The sequence below is a fragment of the Kitasatospora sp. NPDC004531 genome, assembly GCF_053602195.1.
Genome location: NZ_JBSGDD010000019.1, coordinates 50044 through 68858, shown reverse-complemented (window position 1 = coordinate 68858; position 18815 = coordinate 50044). Strand labels below are relative to the sequence as shown.

At 74.6% G+C, this 18815-nt stretch carries 15 protein-coding genes; 4 read left to right on the top strand and 11 right to left on the bottom strand.

Translation table 11 applies throughout. From position 1 onward, the window contains the following. Nucleotides 1–23: 23 nt before the first annotated feature. On the bottom strand, nt 24–518 hold the full coding sequence (locus tag ACWEMJ_RS11490; protein WP_452136786.1) for a DUF5709 domain-containing protein: 495 nt from the start codon (nt 516–518) through the stop codon (nt 24–26). 379 nt (nt 519–897) lie between these two features. On the opposite strand from ACWEMJ_RS11490, the gene ACWEMJ_RS11485 reads away from it, so the two are divergent. Then, complete coding sequence (locus ACWEMJ_RS11485) at nt 898–3723, top strand: AAA family ATPase (RefSeq protein WP_452136785.1); 2826 nt, start codon at nt 898–900, stop codon at nt 3721–3723. Nucleotides 3724–3744: 21 nt separating this feature from the next. Here ACWEMJ_RS11485 and ACWEMJ_RS11480 read toward each other — a convergent pair whose 3' ends face one another. From ACWEMJ_RS11480 to ACWEMJ_RS11470, 3 genes are all read right to left on the bottom strand, one after another. Beyond that, nucleotides 3745–3906 (bottom strand): hypothetical protein, encoded by a 162-nt coding sequence (locus ACWEMJ_RS11480; RefSeq protein ID WP_452136784.1) that lies wholly within the window; start codon nt 3904–3906, stop codon nt 3745–3747. A 137-nt stretch (nt 3907–4043) separates the two neighbouring features. After that, nucleotides 4044–5273 carry a glutathionylspermidine synthase family protein gene (locus ACWEMJ_RS11475; RefSeq protein WP_452136783.1) on the bottom strand — a complete coding sequence of 410 codons (1230 nt, stop codon included), beginning with the start codon at nt 5271–5273 and terminating at the stop codon, nt 4044–4046. A gap of 6 nt (nt 5274–5279) precedes the next feature. After that, nucleotides 5280–5618 (bottom strand): hypothetical protein, encoded by a 339-nt coding sequence (locus tag ACWEMJ_RS11470; protein WP_452136782.1) that lies wholly within the window; start codon nt 5616–5618, stop codon nt 5280–5282. 145 nt (nt 5619–5763) lie between these two features. Between ACWEMJ_RS11470 and ACWEMJ_RS11465 the strand changes: the two genes are divergently transcribed. After that, complete coding sequence (locus tag ACWEMJ_RS11465; protein ID WP_452136781.1) at nt 5764–6186, top strand: DUF350 domain-containing protein; 423 nt, start codon at nt 5764–5766, stop codon at nt 6184–6186. A gap of 77 nt (nt 6187–6263) precedes the next feature. Here the strand turns inward: ACWEMJ_RS11465 and metX are convergent, their stop codons facing one another. The 3 genes from metX to ACWEMJ_RS11450 all read right to left on the bottom strand — a co-directional run bounded on the left by metX (nt 6264) and on the right by ACWEMJ_RS11450 (nt 9873). Next, nucleotides 6264–7406 (bottom strand): homoserine O-acetyltransferase MetX, encoded by a 1143-nt coding sequence (gene metX, locus ACWEMJ_RS11460; RefSeq protein WP_452136780.1) that lies wholly within the window; start codon nt 7404–7406, stop codon nt 6264–6266. Nucleotides 7407–7414: 8 nt separating this feature from the next. Next, nucleotides 7415–8734, bottom strand: a complete 1320-nt coding sequence (locus tag ACWEMJ_RS11455; RefSeq protein WP_452136779.1) for a bifunctional o-acetylhomoserine/o-acetylserine sulfhydrylase — start codon at nt 8732–8734, stop codon at nt 7415–7417. Between the two features lie 242 nt (nt 8735–8976). After that, nucleotides 8977–9873: a LysR substrate-binding domain-containing protein gene (locus tag ACWEMJ_RS11450; protein WP_452136778.1), complete on the bottom strand. Its 897-nt coding sequence runs from the start codon at nt 9871–9873 to the stop codon at nt 8977–8979. A 91-nt stretch (nt 9874–9964) separates the two neighbouring features. Here ACWEMJ_RS11450 and ACWEMJ_RS11445 point away from each other — a divergent pair, with 91 nt between their 5' ends. Further along, complete coding sequence (locus tag ACWEMJ_RS11445) at nt 9965–10915, top strand: EamA family transporter (protein ID WP_452136777.1); 951 nt, start codon at nt 9965–9967, stop codon at nt 10913–10915. 35 nt (nt 10916–10950) lie between these two features. Here the strand turns inward: ACWEMJ_RS11445 and ACWEMJ_RS11440 are convergent, their stop codons facing one another. Continuing rightward, nucleotides 10951–11988: an NlpC/P60 family protein gene (locus ACWEMJ_RS11440; protein WP_452136776.1), complete on the bottom strand. Its 1038-nt coding sequence runs from the start codon at nt 11986–11988 to the stop codon at nt 10951–10953. A 196-nt stretch (nt 11989–12184) separates the two neighbouring features. Here ACWEMJ_RS11440 and ACWEMJ_RS11435 point away from each other — a divergent pair, with 196 nt between their 5' ends. After that, the gene (locus tag ACWEMJ_RS11435) at nt 12185–13039 is read left to right on the top strand and encodes a DUF4253 domain-containing protein (protein ID WP_452136775.1); all 855 of its coding nucleotides are present in this window, start codon (nt 12185–12187) and stop codon (nt 13037–13039) included. Between the two features lie 799 nt (nt 13040–13838). Here the strand turns inward: ACWEMJ_RS11435 and ACWEMJ_RS11430 are convergent. From ACWEMJ_RS11430 to ACWEMJ_RS11420, 3 genes are all read right to left on the bottom strand, one after another. Next, entirely contained in the window at nt 13839–16361 is a 2523-nt protein-coding gene (locus ACWEMJ_RS11430; RefSeq protein ID WP_452136774.1) for an FtsX-like permease family protein, read from the bottom strand. A 150-nt stretch (nt 16362–16511) separates the two neighbouring features. Beyond that, a complete protein-coding gene (locus tag ACWEMJ_RS11425; RefSeq protein ID WP_452136773.1) occupies nt 16512–17450 on the bottom strand; it encodes an ABC transporter ATP-binding protein in 939 nt (312 codons plus the stop codon). Nucleotides 17451–17648: 198 nt separating this feature from the next. After that, nucleotides 17649–18722, bottom strand: coding sequence for an SCO2583/SCO2584 N-terminal domain-containing protein (locus tag ACWEMJ_RS11420; protein ID WP_452136772.1), 1074 nt, complete (start codon nt 18720–18722; stop codon nt 17649–17651). Nucleotides 18723–18815 lie beyond the last annotated feature (93 nt).

Sequence of the window (18815 nt, the reverse complement as noted above, 5' to 3'; positions counted from 1 at the left end):
AAGCCGGTGGTGGAGACCGGGCGTCAGCGATAGTCGTCGTCGGGTACCCGGTCGGCCAGGTCGTCGAGAACGGTGAACCGGACCGCCTCGCGCAGCGGCTCGTCGGGCGCGGCGTCGTCGAACTCGGCCTCGGCGTCCTCGTCGGGGTAGACCAGGTGGACAGCGGCCTCCTCGGCACTGGCAGCCCCTCCGTCGGGGCCCACGTCGGCGCCTGCGGTGTCGATCCCGTCCTCGACGAGGCGTCCGGCACGTGGGGACGGCCCGTCGGTCCAGCGGTCGTCGACGACCTCGGGGTCCTCGTCAGGTTCCTCCTCGGAGAGCAACTGGTCCAGCGGCTCCCTGCGGGCGGCCTCCTCGGGCGTCGTGCCGTACGCGGTCGCGCCGCGGTACCGGTCGGAAGGGATGATGCCGGCGTCCAGCGGGTCGTCGTCGAGTCGGTCCGTGAGCAGGGAGTCGGCCGGTTCGAGAACGCCGTCGTCCTCGGCGGGTTCCGGGTCCTGGGCGTCCCAGTCGGTCATGACAGCACCTGTCCTCGTCACTCGGGGTGAGGTCCCACGCAGCTTCTTCATGCTCGCCAGGGAGCGACCCCGCTCGCAACACGGCGCGGTGGCGGCGGCCTGGGAGTGCGCTGCCGCAGGGCCGGGCAGGCTCGGCCGTGCCGTGCCGCGCCGGGCGGGGCGGGCAGGGGCGAAGCAGTAGCCGGGCCGGAGGGCGAGGCAGCCGGTCCGCGAGGTGAGGCAGCGGGGTGCGGGCGGAGCCTGAGAGGAGGCGGTGAGCGGAGCCGGTCGGGTCGGCGGTGCGGCGCGCCGTGGTGGGGCGAGGGAGGGGCCGGTCGGCGGGGCAGTGCCGTCGACGAGAACGGGAACGAGAACGGGTGGACGGAGGTGGTGTGCGGTGGTGCGGGGCAGCGGAGCGCCGGGGTTCGTCGGGCGGCGGCGTGAGCTGACGCGGCTGGTCACGGCCTTGCGGGCGGCGCCCTCGGTGGTGCTGATGGAAGGCGAGGCGGGAGCGGGGAAGTCCGCCCTGGTGCGGCAGGCGTTGGCGGAGGCCGGGGTGGTGCCGGGGCGGGTGCTGACCGGGTACTGCCATCCGCTTGCCGAGCCGCCGCCGCTCGGGCCGGTGCTGGACGCATTGCGGAGCGCAGCCCCGCTGCTCGCAGAGGCGGCACCACTGCCGCCGAGCGCGGGTGTGCTTCGGCGGTGGCTGCCTGAACTCGGAGCGTGGCTGCCGGAGGAGTCCGCAGGCGGGGAGGAACGGTACCGGGCGGTGCAGGGCGTGCGGGCGCTGCTCGACGCCCTGGGCCGTGTGGTGCTGGTGGTCGAGGACGCGCAGTGGGCGGATCCGGCGAGCCGGGAGTTGTTGCTGGTGCTGGCCAGAGACCCGCTCCCGGGGCTGTCGTTGCTGGTCACCCAGCGGCCGGCCGCGACGGGTGCGCCGGTGCTGGGTGCGGCCTACCGCTGCCCGCCGGGGGTGGCCGGCGGGGTGGTCGGGCTCGGGCCCCTGGGGGAGGCGGAGGTGCGGGAGCTGGTCGCCCGGGAGTGGGGTGCCGACGTGGTGCCCGAACTGGCAGCCGTGCTGGGTGAACGCTCCGGTGGGCTTCCGGCGTTCCTCCTGGATGACCTGTCGGCCCTGCGCGACAGCGGCCCGCATCCGGATCCGGCCGCGGCGCTGGCCGCCGCCGAGCTGCCGCGCGGTCTGCGGGAGGCGGTGGAGGAACGGCTTCTCCGGCTCGGGCCCGACGCGCTCGCGGTGGCGGAGGCGGTGGCGGTGCTGGGCGTGCCGGTCGGCGAGGAGACGATCGGCGAGGTGGCCCGGCTGTCGGCCGAACGGGTGGCGGCGGCCTTGGTGGAGGCGCTCGGGGCGGGGGTGCTGGCCGAGCCTGCGGACGCCCGGTACGCGTTCCTCCGCGAGCCCGATCGACAGGTGTCGTACCGGCGCGTGCCGGGGCCGGTGAGGTCGGCGCTGCACCGGCGGGCGATCGCCGTGCTGCGAAGCTGCGAGCCGCAGCCGCTCGCCCGGATCGCCGTGCACTCCCGGGCGCTCGGCGATCGGAAGGCCTGGCAGCAGTTGGCCGAAGCGGCGGCAGGGCAGGCAACGGAGCAGGGTGATCCGGCGGCGGCCGGGGTGCTGTTGCGGGAGCTGCTCGCGGAGACCGAGCTGGCGCCCGAGCGGCGGGTGCGGGCCGCCCGGGCCCTGTCGGCGATCGCCGCGAACGCCGCCGACGACACCGCCGGCACCGAAGCCTTGGCGGGAATCGTCGCCGACCCGCGGCTGCCGGTGGCCGATCGGGGCGAGATCCGGTTGACGCTCGGTCTGCGGATGGCGGTTCAGGGCGGCGACCGGGCAGGGTTCGCGCAGATCGAGCGGGCCGCCGACGAACTCGCCGAGCGTCCGGCCCGGGCGGCGCGCGCTCTGGTGGCGCTGGCGATGAACGAACGCGACGGTGCGGGGGCCGCCGCCCGGGAGCGCATGGCGAACGCGGCCGCCGCGCTGGAGGTCGAGCCGGACGAGGAGGTGAACGCCGCCTACCGGGCCACGATGCTGACCTTCCAGGCCCGCGAGGGCGACCCCGAGCTGTGGCCCGAACTCGACCGGTTGCCGCGCGACTCCACCAACCCGGAGGTGGTCCGGCAGACCACCCGCGCTCTGTACAACGTCGGCGACATCGCGCTCGACACCGGGCACGACCGGCGGGCGGGCCGGCTGCTCGCGGAGAGTCGGGCCCTGGCCCGGCAGGCCGCGATCGCCTACCTGGAGTGCTACAGCCGGATCGCCCTGCTGCGGCTGGATGGGCTGGCCGGGCGCTGGCAGGGGCTGGAGGAGCGGTTCGCGGCGCTGGGCACCGAGTTCCCGGACGTGGCGATGGCGGGCGCCGAACGCGCCATGCTGCTGGGCCGGTTGGCTGCCGCGTGGGGGCGGTTGGCGGTGGCACGGGCCGAGTTCACCAGTGCGGCCCGGTACGGCGAGCGGGAGTCGCAGGTCACGGCCGCGCTCCGGGCCGCCGCCGGACTGGGGGCGCTGGAACTGGCCGAGCACGGCGGGGCGGCCGCCGCCGAGGTGGTGGCGCCGGCCGTGGCGATCCTGCGGCAGGCCGGGGCCTGGGCGCGCAGTGCGGAGCTGCTGCCGGTGGCGGTGGAGACCGCGCGAGAGGTCGGCGACACCGATGCCGCCCGGCACCTCGTCGAGGAGGCTGCGGCGGCACTGGTCGGCCTCGACGCGCCGGCCGCGCACGCCGGGCTCCAACTGGCCCGCGGCTACCTGCTGGAGGGCCTCGGCGGCGGCGAGGACGGCGCGGCCGAGGCCTTCCAGCAGGCGCGGGACGCCTGGTGGGCGATCGGGCGCCCGTACGAGGCCGCCCGCGCGGAGGAGCGGTTGGCCCGGGTGCTGGTCGAGCAGGACGCCCGGAGCGCGGCGGAGCGGCTGACCGCCGCCGAGGCGACGTTCACCACGCTCGGGGCGGCGTCCGACGCGGCGCGCTGCCAGCACGTCCGGCGTGATCTCGGCCTCGGGCGGGCGGCGTCGCCGGGGCGGCGGGGTTACGGCGCGGCGCTGTCGCCACGCGAGCGGCAGGTCGCGGAGCTGGTCGCGCAAGGGGTGGGCAACCAGGACATCGCGCAGGCGCTGTTCCTGTCGCCGCGCACCGTGGAGCACCACGTGGCGAGCGTGCTGCGCAAGCTCGGGGTGGGGCGGAAGGAGGTGGCGGAGGCGTTGGAGGCGAGGTGACGGCCCGTCGGGCGGCGGGGCTCAGGGACGCGGCTGGCGGGTGAGCCGGGCGAGTCGGGACAGGGTGGCGCGGCGGGTCTGGCGTTCGACGGTTCCGCGCCGGGGGCAGCGCGCTGCGGGCTGCTCGGTGAGGGCGGTGAAGTGTTCGCTGGCGTAGAGGCGGAAGCGTTCGCGGCGGGTCATCCGGATCTCCTGTCGGGGGGCGGGGAGAGCGGATTCCAGCTTTGCGGCGGGCTGTGGCCGGATCAATGCGTAGGGGATACCCATCCCGGTCGACGAAGGATACGTAGTCGGCCGGGACGGGTCGGACGGAGCGGAGTTCAGCGGATGATGTGCGGAAGGAAGCGGGCGCCCTGGTGGGTGATCGGGCTGTCATCGGTCTCGCGGATGCCGAGGCCGGCGGATTCGCCGTCGACCACCCAGGCCCCGAGGACAGGGCGGTTGCCGTCGAAGTCGGGCAGGGGGTGGTACTGCTGGTAGCAGTGGCCTTCGGCGCCGTAGCGGTCGGGGTCGCCGGCCCAGTCGGCGAGCCGGGTCTGGGTGCCGTCGGGTTCGACGATGCGGATGCCGGCGCCCTCGCGGCCCAGCAGCGGCTTGGCGGCGTAGCCGGGGCCGTCGGAGTCGGCGAGTTCGCGCGGGCCGTCGAGGTAGGCGGGCAGCAGGTTCGGGTGGCCCGGGTGGAGTTCCCAGAGCACGGCCAGCAGCGCCTTGTTGGAGAGCAGCATCTTCCAGGCGGGTTCGATCCACAGGGTGGAGCCGGTGCCGCCGCCGAGGTCGATGACGTCGAGGAGCTGGTCGGCGAACTCGTCCTCGGCGAGCCACTCCCACGGGTAGAGCTTGAACGCGGAGCGGATGAACCGGTGTTCGAGGTCGACGAATCGGCCGCTCAGGCTGTCCCAGCCGATGTCCTCCATCGCGATGCCGACGGTCTGCAGGCCGGCCTGCTCGGCGCACTCCTGGAGGTAGAGGGTGGTCAGCCAGTCCTCGCCCTCGGTGTCGCCGCGGGAGTGGGCGAAGTGCACGGGGCCGGGCGGGAGCAGGTGCTTCTGGCGCTGCCAGGAGGCGATCAGGCGTTCGTGCAGCGAGTTCCACTGGTCGGCGTCGGGGAACCGGTCCTCCAGCCAGAACCACTGCGGCCCGGCGGCCTCGATCAGCGAGGTGGGCGTGTCGGCGTTGTACTCGAACAGCTTGGCGGGGCCGGTGCCGTCGTAGGCGAGGTCGAACCGGCCGTACAGGCTGGGCTGTTCGTCGCGACGGTGCCAGGACTCGGCGACGACCGCCGCGAGCCGGGGGTCGGTGATGCCGAAGTCCGCGAAGCGGCCGGTGCGCACCACGTGGTCGGCCGCGGCGAGGGAGAGTTCGTGGAGTTCCTCGACGACCTCTTCGAGCGACTCGACCTCGGGCAGGGAGAACTCGTAGTAGGCGCTCTCGTCCCAGTAGGGGTGCGGGCCGCCCTGGTTGCAGGGGTCGGAGCACATCGCGTACACGAGGCCCTGCGATTCGACGGTGTCCAGCCAGTCGGGGCGGGGGGTGATGGTGTGACGGCGCATCAGGGGTCAGCCGCCGCCCGAGCCGCTGCTGCTGCCCTTGGGGCAGCCGAAGCCGCCGCGCTTGGTGGCGGCCTTGTCGAAGGTGCCGCCGTTGACGGTGTCGGTGCCGTACCCGCAGTAGTACCAGCGGCCCGCGCCGGCGCCGCCGGCCGAACAGGAGTGGCGGTCCAGCACCTTCAGCGTGGTCGGGTCGACGCAGCGGCTGGGCGGGGTGCTGGAGGAGGAGCAGCCGGAGAGGGTGAGGGCGAGCGTGCCGACCATCCCCAGGGTGACGAAGCCCGACCGGCGTCGGGCGCCCGGTCTCGGCTGGTTCGGGACGGCGGCGGCGGGCGGCGGCGGTGTCATGGCGGACCATCGTACGCGGAAGATGTGATGGTCGGACCTTTGCAGTCGGAAACTGACGACCTGCCACGGCGATGGGTTATCTTTTGCCGATCCTTGACCATGGCGCGGCCCGGCACGGCCGCCCGACTCCGGGGGAGCCCCGCTGATGAACGACATAGTCCACGGCCTCGGCGCGGCCGCCGTCTACGGCCTGGTCGGCCTGGTGCTGCTGCTGTTCGGCTACCTGCTGATCGACCTGCTCACCCCGGGCAAGCTCGGCCGGCTGATCTGGGCGGAGGGCAACCGCAACGCCGCCCTGCTGCTCAGCTCGGCGCTGCTGGGCGTCGGCGGCATCGTGTACACGGCGATCCGCACCACCTACGACGACTTCGGCAAGGGCCTGGTCTCCACGCTGTGCTTCGGCGTGCTCGGACTGCTGATGATGGCGCTCGCGTTCTGGCTGCTGGATCTGCTCACCCCGGGCCGGCTGGGCGCGATCCTGGTCTCCAAGGAGCCGCACCCGGCCGTGTGGGTGTCGGCCAGCTGCAACCTGGCCGCCGCCGCGATCGTCGCCGCCTCGATCGCCTGACGGCGGCCGGCCCGGGGGCCGCCCGCCCGACGGCCACGAGCTCGACGGCAGCCCGTCCCCGGCGGGCCGCCGGGCGGTCACCGGCGGGCCGCCGGCAGGAGTTCGGCGAGCAGCGTCGCCACCTGCCCGGTCTCCAGCAGGAATCCGTCGTGGCCGTACGGCGAGGAGATCACCCGCAGGGCGTCGGCGTGCGGCAGGTGCGCGGCGAGCTCGGCCTGCTGCGAGGGCGGGTAGAGCCGGTCCGAGTCGACGGCGGCGACCAGCGCGGGCGCGGTCACCCGGCGCAGCGCGGCGGCCGTACCGCCCCGGCCCCGGCCCAGGTCGTGGGCGTTCATCGCCTCGTTGAGGACGACGTAGCTGCCCGCGTCGAAGCGGTGCGCGAGCTTCGAGGCGTGGTGGTCCAGGTACGACTCGACGGCGAACCGTCCACCGCGCCACGGGTGTTCGCCGTCCTGCGGGGCGCGGCCGAAGCGGGCGGCGAGCTCGCTCTCGCTGCGGTAGGTGATCTGGGCGAGCCGGCGGGCCAGGCCGAGGCCGCGGTGCGGCCCGGCGCCGGGCGGCAGATGGTGGTAGTCGCCGCCGTGCCAGCCCGGGTCGGCGCGGATCGCGTGCAACTGCGCGGAGGCGTGCGCGATCTGCTCCGCGGAGGCCGCCGCCGCGGAAGCCAGCACCAGCAGCGCCCCCACCCGCCGAGGGTGCGTCACCGCCCACTCCAGGGCCCGCATTCCGCCCATCGAGCCGCCGACCACCAGCGCCCAGCGCTGCACGCCGAGCGCGTCGGCGAGCAGCGCCTCGGCGGCGACCTGGTCGCGCTGGGTCAGGAACGGGAAGCGCCCGCCCCAGGCGGCTCCGTCGGGCGCCGGCGAGGCGGGGCCGGTGGAGCCCTGGCAGCCGCCCAGCACGTTCGGCGCCACCACGAACCAGCGATCGGTGTCCAACGGACGCCCGGGGCCGACCAGTTCGTCCCACCAGCCGGCCGTCGGGTGCCCGGCCGAGGCCGGGCCGGCGAGGTGGCTGTCGCCGGTCAGGGCGTGCAGCACCAGGACGGCGTTGGAGCCGTCCGGCGCGAGCGACCCCCAACTCTCGTAAGCCAGCCGCCCGCCCGGCAGGGTGCCGCCCGCCTCCAGGGCGAGCGGCGCGGGCAGCGCGAACCAGCTCCGCCGACCGACCGGATCGCCGTCCCGCCAGGCACCGGTGGCAGGCGGGACGGCGAGACCCAAGGTGCTGTTCAGGACGCGCCCTTCGCCGAACGGAAGCCCGCCTCCAGGTCCGCCTTCAGGTCGACGACGCTCTCCAGCCCGACCGACAGCCGCACCAGGCCGGGCGCGGTGCCGGTGGCCACCAACTGCTCGGCGTCCAGCTGGCTGTGCGTGGTCGACGCCGGGTGGATCACCAGGCTGCGCACGTCCCCGATGTTGGCGAGGTGGCTGAACAGCTCCAGCCCGTCCACGAACCGCCGCCCGGCCTCCACGCCGTCGCGCAGCTCGAAGGAGAGCACCGCGCCCGCGCCGCGCGGCAGGTAGCGCTGCGCGGCGGCGTGCCAGCGGCTGGACGGCAGGCCCGGGTAGTGGACCACCTCGACCTCGTCGCGCGCCTGCAGCCAGCGGGCCAGCTCCAGCGCGTTGGCGGTGTGCCGCTCCAGCCGCAGCGACAGCGTCTCGATGCCCTGCAGCAGCAGGAACGCCGAGTGCGGGGCGAGCGCCGGCCCGAGGTCGCGCAGCAGCTGCACGCGCAGCTTGGCCGCGAACGCGCCGGGGCCGAGGGCGTCCCAGAAGCGCAGGCCGTGGTAGCTCGGGTCGGGCTCGTTGAAGCCGGGGAAGCGCTCGGGGTGGGCGCCGAAGTCGAAGGTGCCGCCGTCCACCACCACGCCCGCGATGGTGGTGCCGTGCCCGCCCAGGAACTTGGTCGCCGAGTGCACCACCACGTCCGCGCCGTGCTCGATCGGCCGCAGCAGGAACGGAGTCGGCACGGTGTTGTCGACGATCAGCGGCACCCCGGCGGCGTGCGCGACGTCGGCGACCGCGCGCACGTCCAGCACGTTGCCGCGCGGGTTGCCCAGCGTCTCCGCGAACAGCGCCTTGGTGTTCGGACGGATCGCCGCCCGCCAGGCGTCCAGGTCGTCCGGGTCCTCGACGAAGGTCACCTCGACGCCGAACCGGGGCAGGGTGTGCCGCAGCAGGTTGTACGTGCCGCCGTACAGCGACGCCGAGGAGACCAGGTGGTCGCCCGCGCCGGCCACCGTCAGCAGGGCCAGCGTCTCCGCGGCCTGCCCGGAGGCCAGCGCGACCGCCGCCACGCCGCCCTCCAGCGAGGCCAGGCGCTGCTCCAGCACGTCGGTGGTCGGGTTGTGGATCCGGGTGTAGATGTTGCCCGGCTCGGCGAGGGAGAACAGGTCGGCGGCGTGCGCGGTGTCCCGGAACGCGAACGAAGTGGTCTGGTAGATCGGCACCGCCCGGGCCCCGGTCGCCGGGTCGGGCTGCGCGCCCGCATGGATCTGCCGGGTCTCGAACGACCAGCCGGAGGTGGCCGCGGGGTTCTGCTCGGACATGCTGCTCCTGTACGCGTGCGGGGAGGGCGGACGGCTGCGCGGGCACGGCGGAGCCGTCACAGGTGGTGTGATCGGCGGACCGTCGGGCCAGGAGGACGGCGGGCGAAGGCCCCGCCGGGACGGTCACGGCGTCAGGTAAGCACAGCGCGGGAGCGACCCGCCAGCGGATCGTCGGAGTGGTCACGTGGGGACACGCGGCGACACATCACGGAGATCTGACGGGTCATCATCCGATGGTCGGATCAGCCGATTTCGGCGTGCGGAGCGTCGCGCGCGACGTTCAGCAGGTCGAGGAAGGCGGCGGTCGCCGGAGTGTGGCCCGAACGGCTCCAGATCACCGTCTCGATCCGGGTCGGCGCGTCCGAGACCTTGACCGTGGCCACCCCCGTCAGCTGGGGAACGTACGCGGCCGGCAGCATCGCCACCGCCAGCCCCGGGCCGACCAGGCGCGGCATGTACGCGGCGTCGGTGACCTCGAACGCCACATCGCGGACCAGGCCGGCCGCGCTGAACGCCAGGTCGGTCTGGGCCCGGCCGGCGGTGCCCGAAGGGAGGTCGACGAACGGCTCCGCAGCCAGCTCGCGCAGGCTCACCCGCCCCCGGGCGGCCAGCGGATGGTCCGGCCCCACCACCGCGACCAGGCGGCCACGGGCCAGCTCGCGGGCCGTCACCCCCTGCGGGCGCAGCGTCGGGGGCAGCCCGAGGAAGGCGACGTCCAGCGTGCCCTGGCGGACCTGTTCGATCAGGTCGTCGCTGGCGCCGACCCGCAGGCGGATCCGTACCTGCGGGTGGCGGTCGCGGAAGGCGTGCAGGCCGGCGGGGATGTCCACGGCGGTGACGGTCGGGATCAGGCCCACCGCGAGCCGCCCGCGCACCTCGCCGACCGCCGCGGCGACCTCGGCGGCCGCCCGCTCCGCCGCCTCCAGGCACTGGCGGGCGGCCGGCAGGAAGGCCTCACCGGCCGCGGTCAGCCGCACCCGGCGGCTGGTGCGTTCGAACAGCCGGGCGCCCAGCTCCTGTTCGAGCCGGGAGATCTGATGGCTGAGCGCCGACTGCACCACCAGGCAGCGCTCGGCGGCGCGGGTGAAGTTGAGCGTCTCGGCCACCGCGAGGACGTAGCGCACCTGCTGAAGCTCCATGCCCCCATCCTGCATCCATCGCGAAACGAGATCAATGCACTGACAGACATGTGTTGGACTCATCGATCGGGTGAACGCCAGACTCTCCGTCATGACAGCGACCAGCACCGCCCCGACCGCCGCCGACCCGCTCACCACCCGCGCACCGTCCGGAAGTTCGGGTCGCGGACCCGGCGCCCTGCCGCGCACCGCGCTGACCGCCGTCGCCCCCGCCGTGTGGGGCACCACCTACGTGGTCACCACCGAGCTGCTGCCGCCCGGCCACCCGATGTTCGCCGCCCTGCTGCGCGCCCTGCCCGCCGGCCTGATCGCCCTGGCCGTCACCCGGACGCTGCCGCGCGGCAGTTGGTGGGGCAAGGCCGCCGTCCTCGGCGTGCTGAACATCGGACTGTTCCTGCCGCTGCTGTTCACCGCAGCCGAACGCCTGCCCGGCGGAGTCGCCGGAACCCTCGCGGCCGCCCAGCCGATGATCGTCGCGGTGCTGGCCGTGGTCGTGCTGCGCCAACGCCTGTCCGGTCGAAGGCTGCTGTGGGGCCTGGTCGGAGTGCTCGGCGTCGGACTGGTGGTGATCGGCCCGAGTGCCGCCCTGGACGCCGTCGGCGTGGCGGCCGGACTCGGCGGCGCCGCCACCATGGCGCTCGGCGTCACCCTCACCAAGCGCTGGGGCCGCCCCGAAGGCGTCTCCCCGCTCGCGCTCACCGGATGGCAACTCACCTCCGGCGGCCTGTTCCTGCTCCCGCTGACCTTCCTGTTCGAGGGCGCCCCGCCGGCCGTCGACGGACGAGCCGCGCTCGGCTACCTGTGGCTCGGCCTGATCGGCGGACTGCTCACCTACGCCCTGTGGTTCCAAGGCATCACCAGCCTTCCCGTCACCAACGTCGCGGTGCTCGGGCTGCTCTCTCCGCTGGTGGCCGCCGTCCTCGGCGCGGTGGTGCTCGACCAGACCCTCGGCCCGGTCCAGCTGTTGGGCTTCGCCCTCGCGCTGGCCTCGATCGTCGCCGGACAGTTGCCCGACCGCCGCCCCGCCCCCGCTCGGAGCTGATCGGCGATCGGATCCGGGGACTCGGCCCCGGTCCGTCAGACCCGGCGGATGACGTTGATCGTGATCGCGTCCACCTTCATCACCTTCACCACGTCACCGGCCTTCGGCGCGTGCACCACCTGGCCGTTGCCGATGTACATGGCGACGTGGCTCCGGTCGGACTTGTAGATCACCAGGTCGCCGGGCTGGGCGTTGTGCCAGTCCGTGCCGACGTTGGTGCCGACCGTGGCCTGTGCCTGCGAGGTGCGCGGCAGCGCGATGCCGGCCTGCGCGTAGGCCCACACCATCAGGCCCGAACAGTCGAAGACGTTCGGTCCGGCCGCGGCCCAGATGTAGTCCGCGCCCTGCTTGCTGAGCGCGGCCTCCACCGCGACCTTGGCCGCGCCGCTGGCCTGCGGCAGGCTCCCCGGCTCGACCCGGGAGGCACCGCGCGAGGCGGCCCCGTCGGTGCCCCGCACGATCGCGGCGCGGTCCGCGGCGGACAGCGTGGCCAGCAGGCGCTGCGCCTCCTGAAGCCTGGACTGCGCGGTGCCCTTGGCGGAGTCGAGCGTGCGGGTCTGGTCGTCCAGCTCGGCCAGCACCGCCGCCGCCTCCTGCCGCTGCTGGTCCAGCCGGCGCTGCTGGGCCTCCAGCGCCCGCAGCGCCCCGGCCTGGGTGCCGGCGGCCTGGTCGAACGAGGACGCCTGGGCCAGGTACCGGTCCGGATCGGACGACAGCATCAGACGCACCGACGGGTCGATGCCGCCCTGGCGGTACTGCTCGGCCGCCACGGCTGCCAGCCCGGACGTCAGCTCGGTCAACTGCTCCCGGCCGCGTGCCAGCTGGTCCTGCAGCTGGTCGGCCCGCTTGCGCAGCTGGTCGGCCTTCTCCTTGGCGCCGTTGTACTTCTCGGCCGCCTGCTCCTGCTCCTCCAGCAGCTTGTCGACCTGCGCCTTCACCTCGTTCTTGTTCGGCTGGGACGGGGCCGCGTGCGCGCCGACCTGCGCCGACAGCGCCACCGCCGTGGCGGCGGCACCGGTCAGTACGTAGGCGCGGGCCCGGGTCGCTTGTTTCGGGCGTCGATGGGAAGCCATGCGCTCCTGCTTTCTGCTCCGGTCGGATGCGCGCGGTCGCGTGATCATCCGACAATGAGTTTGATGCGAGACCGTAATCACCTCAGGGGCCCCGCGTCCACTTCCGCAGGTCCGCGAACGGGCGCGCGGGGAGCGGCGGTTGACTACCGGACAGTAGGAAGAGCGGCCTGTCGGAGGGCGTCGTTAGCGTGGCGACATGACCGACGCCCTCCATGATCTGCGCCGCCTCCGACCCCACGCCGAGCTGGCCGCCGTCGCCGCCCTGCTGCCCGCCGGACACCTGGTGACGCCGGACGACAACGACGAGAACGCCGCCCCCGTGCTCTGGATGAGCGACGGACCGGCACCCCTCGGACTCTGGGAGAAACTCCACCGCGCACACCCCGACAGCGGGCTGTGGCCGCTGCTGCTCGCCCCGCTCTCCGCCGACGACCCCAAGTTCCGCCCCTGGGGGACCGGCGAACTCCAGCCGCGCGCCGCCGGAGAACCGGACCTGTACGACCCCGCCGCGCTGCTGCGCACCGGCTGGACCCACTCCACCACCCTCGACGGCGACCAGGAGGACGAGGCGGACCCGGAGGAGGCCGCCGAACTCGCCGAGAGCATCGCCCCGTTCACCGACGGCTGGCCCGGAACGGCACCCGCCACCGAACATCCCGGCGACCCCGACCGGGCCGCCCGCGCACTGGCCCGCGAACTGCTGGCCAACAACGAGCACCTGCGGATCGGCCTGGTGCCCGCCGCCACCGGCGCCGAGGCGCTGACCGCCTGCGGCTGGACCGGGCCGGTCAACCACGAGGGCGACATCGCGAAGGTCTCCGCCGTGCTGCTCGACTGGGAACGCCGCTTCGGCACCCGGCTGGTCCAGGTCGGCTTCGCGGAGCTCGAACTGAGCGTCGGCGCACCGCCGGAGGACGACGATCGGGCGCTCCTGATCGCCGCCGAACACCTCGCGTTCTGCCCCGACAACATTTTCCAGGGCGCCGGGACGATCGCCGACTACGCCCCCGGCCTGGTCGACGCCGACCAGTGGTCCTTCTGGTGGGACTGACCGGGCTCGGCCGGGGCCGGTAGCGCGGCCGCGGTCGGTGGCTCCGCCGCGGCGCCCCGGAGACGGCGAACCGTCAATTTCGAACGCGACCGAACCACCTGTGCGGGCGGAGAACTGCCCACCGCGTCACCCCGCCGGGTGGTTTGGGGCCTCTACCAGCAGGTTTGGCCGATGGCCGCCCCTAGGCTACGGAACATCCGGAGCAGGCCGAAATCGAACGGCCAGGGAGGGTCGTCGAGGCCGCCGGAGCGGAAGGGGGTACGGATCCATGACGCACACCGCACCGGCGGAAGCCGACTCCATGCTGGGCCGGACCTTCGGCGGGCGGCACATCGCCCGGGCGGCCCGGCGGATCGAACACGCCGTGGCCGGCGGCAGACGACTGTTCCTCTCCGGCCGGGAGGCACTGCGCCGCGAGGCCGACCGTGCGGGACGCAGCCACCGCAGGACGACCATGGGCGACAGCCGGGGCCGCCCCTGTGCGGCCCTCGACCATGCCGTCCGGGCCTGGGCGCTGATCGCCCTGTGCGAGGCCGTGGCGGCAGCCCGCTCCGGCCGCCGGCCGCGCCCGGGCGAACTCGACCGGATCCACCGGGAGTTCAGGGCGGTGAGCGCCGTCTTCCGGCTCCTTGACGGGCTGTTCCCGCCCACCGCCGACCTACGCCCCACCACCGCCAGGGAGACTCCCGAACTCACCGCGGCCGCACAGGACATGGGAGGAAGCAGCCCGGGCCGCCCCCGGAAGGGGACGGCCACGGGACGCGGGCGGAAGTGCCGATCGGGCTCGAACCGGTCGGGGTCAGAGCGCGGTTGTCGGGCGGGAGCGCAGCAGAGCGCGTCCGGGGACGGCGGTGGCGGCCAGGCAGAGCAGCACGGTCGCGGCACCGAGCGGAAGGGCGGAGGTGAGCGGAACGTGCGGGGCAGCGGAGGTCAGCGCGCGAGTGATCGGGGTGAGCGTCGCCCACGCGATCGCGGCGCCGGCCACCAGACCGATCGCGGCGATCAGCAGCGCCTCCCAGCGCAGCATCGAACGGACCTGGCGGCGGGTGGTGCCGGCCAGCCGCAGCAGGGCGATCTCGCGGCGACGGTCCAGCACCGTCATCACCAGGGTGTTCGCGGCGGTCAGCGCCGCGAACCCGGCCAGCACGCCCGCCATCACGCTGTTCGCCCAGCCGTTCAACCGGCGATCCTGATCGTCCTGCTTCGCGTAGTCCTGACGGTCGGCCACCGACAGGCCCGCCGGGGTGAGCCCGGCCAGCGCCTTCGCGACGGCCGGGCCGTCCGCGCCCGGCGCCTGCGCGACCAACAACCGGGCCGCGTACGGCGAATCGGTGTGCGCGGCGACCGCCTCCTTCGGCAGCAGGGCCTGCCCGAAGCCGAGCCCCCGGCCGTAGATCGCGACCACCGTCGGCTCGACCCGGGTGCCGTCACCGAGCCAGAACGCCGTCCGCTGACCGACCTTCACGTGCAGGCTCTCGGCGAGAAAGCCGTCCAGGGCGACGGTGTCGGGGGAACGGGACAGGTCGGCCAGCGCGCCGGACGTCACGTCAAGATCCAGCACCTTGCCCAGCGCGGCGGGGTCGCCGTCCACCGCCTGCGCGGTGGCCGTGGAGAGGGCACCGGAAGCCGAGTGCACCAGGCCGGTGGGCAGCAGGCCGACCGCGGCGTCCACACCGGGCAGGCGGCCCGCGCGTCCCACCGTGTCGGAGGTCAGACCGGGAGCGGCGGCGGCGGTCACCACCCGATCCGCCTTGAGCCCCTCGCGGACCTGCACCGAGGCGGCATGGTCGAGGCTGGACTGCAGGAACACCAGCGTCCCGCAGAAGGCGATCACCATCACGATCGGGACGGTCGCCGACGCCAACCGCCGCGACGCGGCACGGGCGTTGTCGGCGGCCAGCGAGGCCGACGCCCCCGCCGCACGCATCAGCACTCCCACCAGCCCGACCGCGCCGCGCACCAGCCACGGGCCGACCAGGCCGACCGCGACCAGGAAGCACAGCACCACACCCAGCGCGAGGTTGGCGGCCGTCTCGCCCGCCAGGTTGGCAGCGGCCACCGCCAGCGCCACCGCGCCGACTGCGAACAGCGCACCGAACACCGCCCGCACCGCGTGCGGGGCAGCAGGCCCGGTCTCGGCCTCGCCGAGCGCCTGGGTCGGCCGCATCCGGGCGCTGTGCCGGGCCGCGACCAGACCGGCCACCAGCGCCGTCACCGTGCAGAGGGCGACCGAGACGACCAGCGGCAGCGGGCCCACGTCGAGCGACACCCCGGCCGGCACCGCGCCGCGGTCGACCAGTTCACCGAACCACCAGCGAGCCAGCGCCAGCCCGGGCAGGACGCCGATCGCGGCGGCGACCGGGGCGATCAACGCCGCCTCGGCGGCGATCGAACGGTGGATCTGCCGCGGCGTCGCCCCGATGGTCCGCAGCAGCGCGAACTCGCGCGCCCGCTGGCCGGTGGCCAGCGCGATGGTGCCGGCCAGCACGAACACGGCGACCGTGGTGGCCGTGCCGCCGAAGGAACCGCCGATCCCCGCCAGCACCTCCCTCGCCTCCAGCAGCGCCGGCTGCTCCACCTCGCCGCGCCGCTCACCCGTCGTCACCTGCGCCTTGCCGTCCAGCGCCTGGCGCACGGCGCCGGCGAGCGCCTTCGGCTCGGTGCCCGGCGCGGGGCGGACAGCCACGGCGTCGATCCGGCCCGGGTGGCCGGAGATCCGGTCGGCGGTGGCGTCCGAGAACCAGGCGGTGGCCCGGCCGGGCTGCGCCTCGGCGAGACCGGAGATCCGGTAGGAGGCGGTGCCGGCGGGCGTCTCGACAGCAAGGGTCGCGCCGGGGGAGAGGTGGGCGGCGCGGGCACTGGCGGCGTCCAGGACCAGTTCGCCGTCGGCCGGGGCACGGCCCTCGGTGAGCCGCTCACCGGGGGCGATACCCAGGGCGGCCCAGCCGCGACCGGTGAGCGCCGGCAGGCCGGACGGGCCGGCCGACACCGGGAACGCCGAATCCGGCCGGGCCTGCTCGACGCCCGGCACGGCGGCCACCGCGGCTGCCAACGAGGCGTCCAGCCGGGCCCGTTCGGGCAGCGTCCGGGCGATGGTGTCGGGATCCTTGCCGTGAACGACCGTGATCTTCACCTGCTGGTCGGCGGTCACCACGATCGGTGCATCCGCGTACCGGTCGGGCTGGACGGTCGCGGTCAGCCCGGTCTGCAGCAGCACGCCGCACGCCGTCACGATCGCCGAGGCGAACAGCAGCGCCAGGAAGGTGCCGGCGAACGACGCGGGCCGGAAGCGAACGGCGGCACGGGCCAGTCCGTTGGTCATGCGGTCAACTCCTGGAGCGGAACGGTGAGACGGCGGAGGCGGAGCGGGACGGCGGCGCGGGGCTGCGCGGTGGTCGGTCGGTCTGCTCCGGGCGGGGGCGCCGGGCGGAGTGCGGGAGGGCCGGGGCGCACCGACCGCTCTGGTCGGGCCTCATACGGGGGCTCCGGCGGGGCGGGCGGCGAGGGTGAGCATGTGGTCGGAGACGCTGCGCGGGTCCGGGTGGTGGAGTTCGCCCGCCAGCAGGCCGCCGGCCAGGAAGACCGCCCGGTCGGCGAACGAGGCGGCGACCGGATCGTGCGTCACCATCACCACCGTGGCGCCCAGGCCGTCCACCGCATCGCGCAGCAGACCGAGGACCTCCTGCGCAGTACGCGTGTCGAGCGCGCCGGTGGGCTCGTCGGCGAAGATCACATCGGGCCGGGTGATCAGGGCACGGGCCAGGGCGACGCGCTGCTGCTGGCCACCGGAGAGCTGAGCCGGGCGGCGGGCGGCGAGCTCACGCACACCGACCCGGGCGAGCAGTTCGTGGGCCCGCGCCTTGTCCTGCCGGTCGCCCGCCAGCCGCTGCGGAAGCAGTACGTTCTGGAGGACCGTCAGCGAGGGCAGCAGGTTGAACGCCTGGAAGACGAAGCCGATCCGGCTGCGCCTGAGCTTGGTCAACGCCTCCTCGCCGAGCGAGCTGATCGGCTGGCCCGACAGCAGCACCTGCCCCGCGTCGGGCCGGTCGAGGCCGGCGGCGCACTGCAGGAAGGTGCTCTTGCCGGAGCCGGACGGGCCCATCACGGCGGTGAAGGTGCCCGCGCCCAGCGCCAGATCGATGCCGCCGAGGGCGTGCACCGCGTCTGTGCCGCGACCGTAAGTCCGACGAACCCCGCGCAGTTCGACTGCCGGCTGTCCGACCGGCTGCCCGAAACCGGCTTGTCCGACCGGTGGGTGCCCGAACGCCGGCTGTCCGATCGGCGGCAGCCCGCTCGGCGGCCGTCCGGGCTGCGGCGCGTGCCCAGGGGCGTAGGCGGGCGCCGCGGCAGCGTCGAAGTCGGGGGAGTGGGCAGGCCGGCCGGGCTGGGAGCGGCGCAGGCGGGGCGACATGATGAGGCCTTCCTCGGAGGTGACGCCCCGGTGGTCCTCGCTTTCGGGGCATCGCCAACGCTAGGAAAACCGCACGTCACTCACCATGAAGGGGACAGGAGGCTTCGAGGTGGGGTTATCCCCACCGCCGCCCGGCTGCCAACCCCCGGTGCGTTCGGAGTGGGAGGGACTGGTTCCGGAAAGCGGCCAGTGAGGAGCTCAGACCGGTCTGGTCGCGTGCGCCGGGACTTGGTTGGTGGCCGCCAGTACCTCGCCCTGCGGCCGCGTCCCGCCGGCGCGCCGCAGTTCGGCCACCTCCGGGTCCGCCACCGAGACCGTGACGGTGAACGGCGCGGGGCCGGTGACGGTGCTGCCGTCGTCGGTGCGGGGCACCAGTCCGGCCGCGAGAGCCTGCCCGTCCACGCCCGGGCAGAGGGCCGCCGCCGGCAGGACGACGTGCGCGACCGCCCCGTGGGCGGCCACCAGCCAGCCCCGCCCATCGGCGGTGTGCGCTGCGCCCTCAACCGTCGCGGGCAGCCCGTAGGCGCCGGCCACCAATCCGTCCGGCCCTTCGATCTCCACTGCCACACCGTCCGTGCCGAGCGGCGCCGACAGCACCATCGGCGTCGTGGAGCCCGAACCGAGCCGCAGGTCGAAGGTGAACTCGCCGGGGCGGCCCGCGTCGAGGCTCCGGTAGCCGTGGGCGGCGAGCAGCAGCGCCGGTCCTGACGACCCGTCGACGCTGAGCGAGACCGGCGCGGTCGGGAAGCGGTGGTAGCCGTGCGTCCCGCACCGGCTGCCGGTGAACACGCCGCCGCCGGGCAGCGCGCGGTCCACCGACGGCGAGGGCCGGCCCAGGTCACCGGTGGGGCGGCCCAGTTGCGGAGTGTGGGCGCGCTGCGGCACCAGCAGCACGCCGCCGACCACCAGCAGGACGATCAGCAGTCCGAGCGCCACCGTCCACTGCTCGCCCCGACTGAGCAGGCGGAACCGGCTCAGCCGCCCGAAACGGGTCCTGCGGTACAGGGGTTGGGTTCCGTCGTCCGGGCGACGGAAGCGGTGGCGGAACCGACCGGCAGACCGGTGCCCGCGCCGGGACGGGCCGGGGCCGTCGGGCGTCCAGCGGCGGCCGCCCGGATCGACCGGCGGTTCGTGGCGCCAGCGCTCGGCCAGCATCCGGGCCCGCGCAGACGGCTCGCTCACGGTGGCGGAGCGGATGAATTCCTCGTCCAGGACCAGACCTTCGAACGGGTCCGGCGGCTCGACGGCATCGGGCGGGCGATGGTCGGACATTGCGCCAGTATGCCTGCCGACGGCGACATCGCGGGGCTATGTTTTCGATCACGGACGCCACTCTGCCTCGGGAAGGTCCCGGGGCCGCCGCAG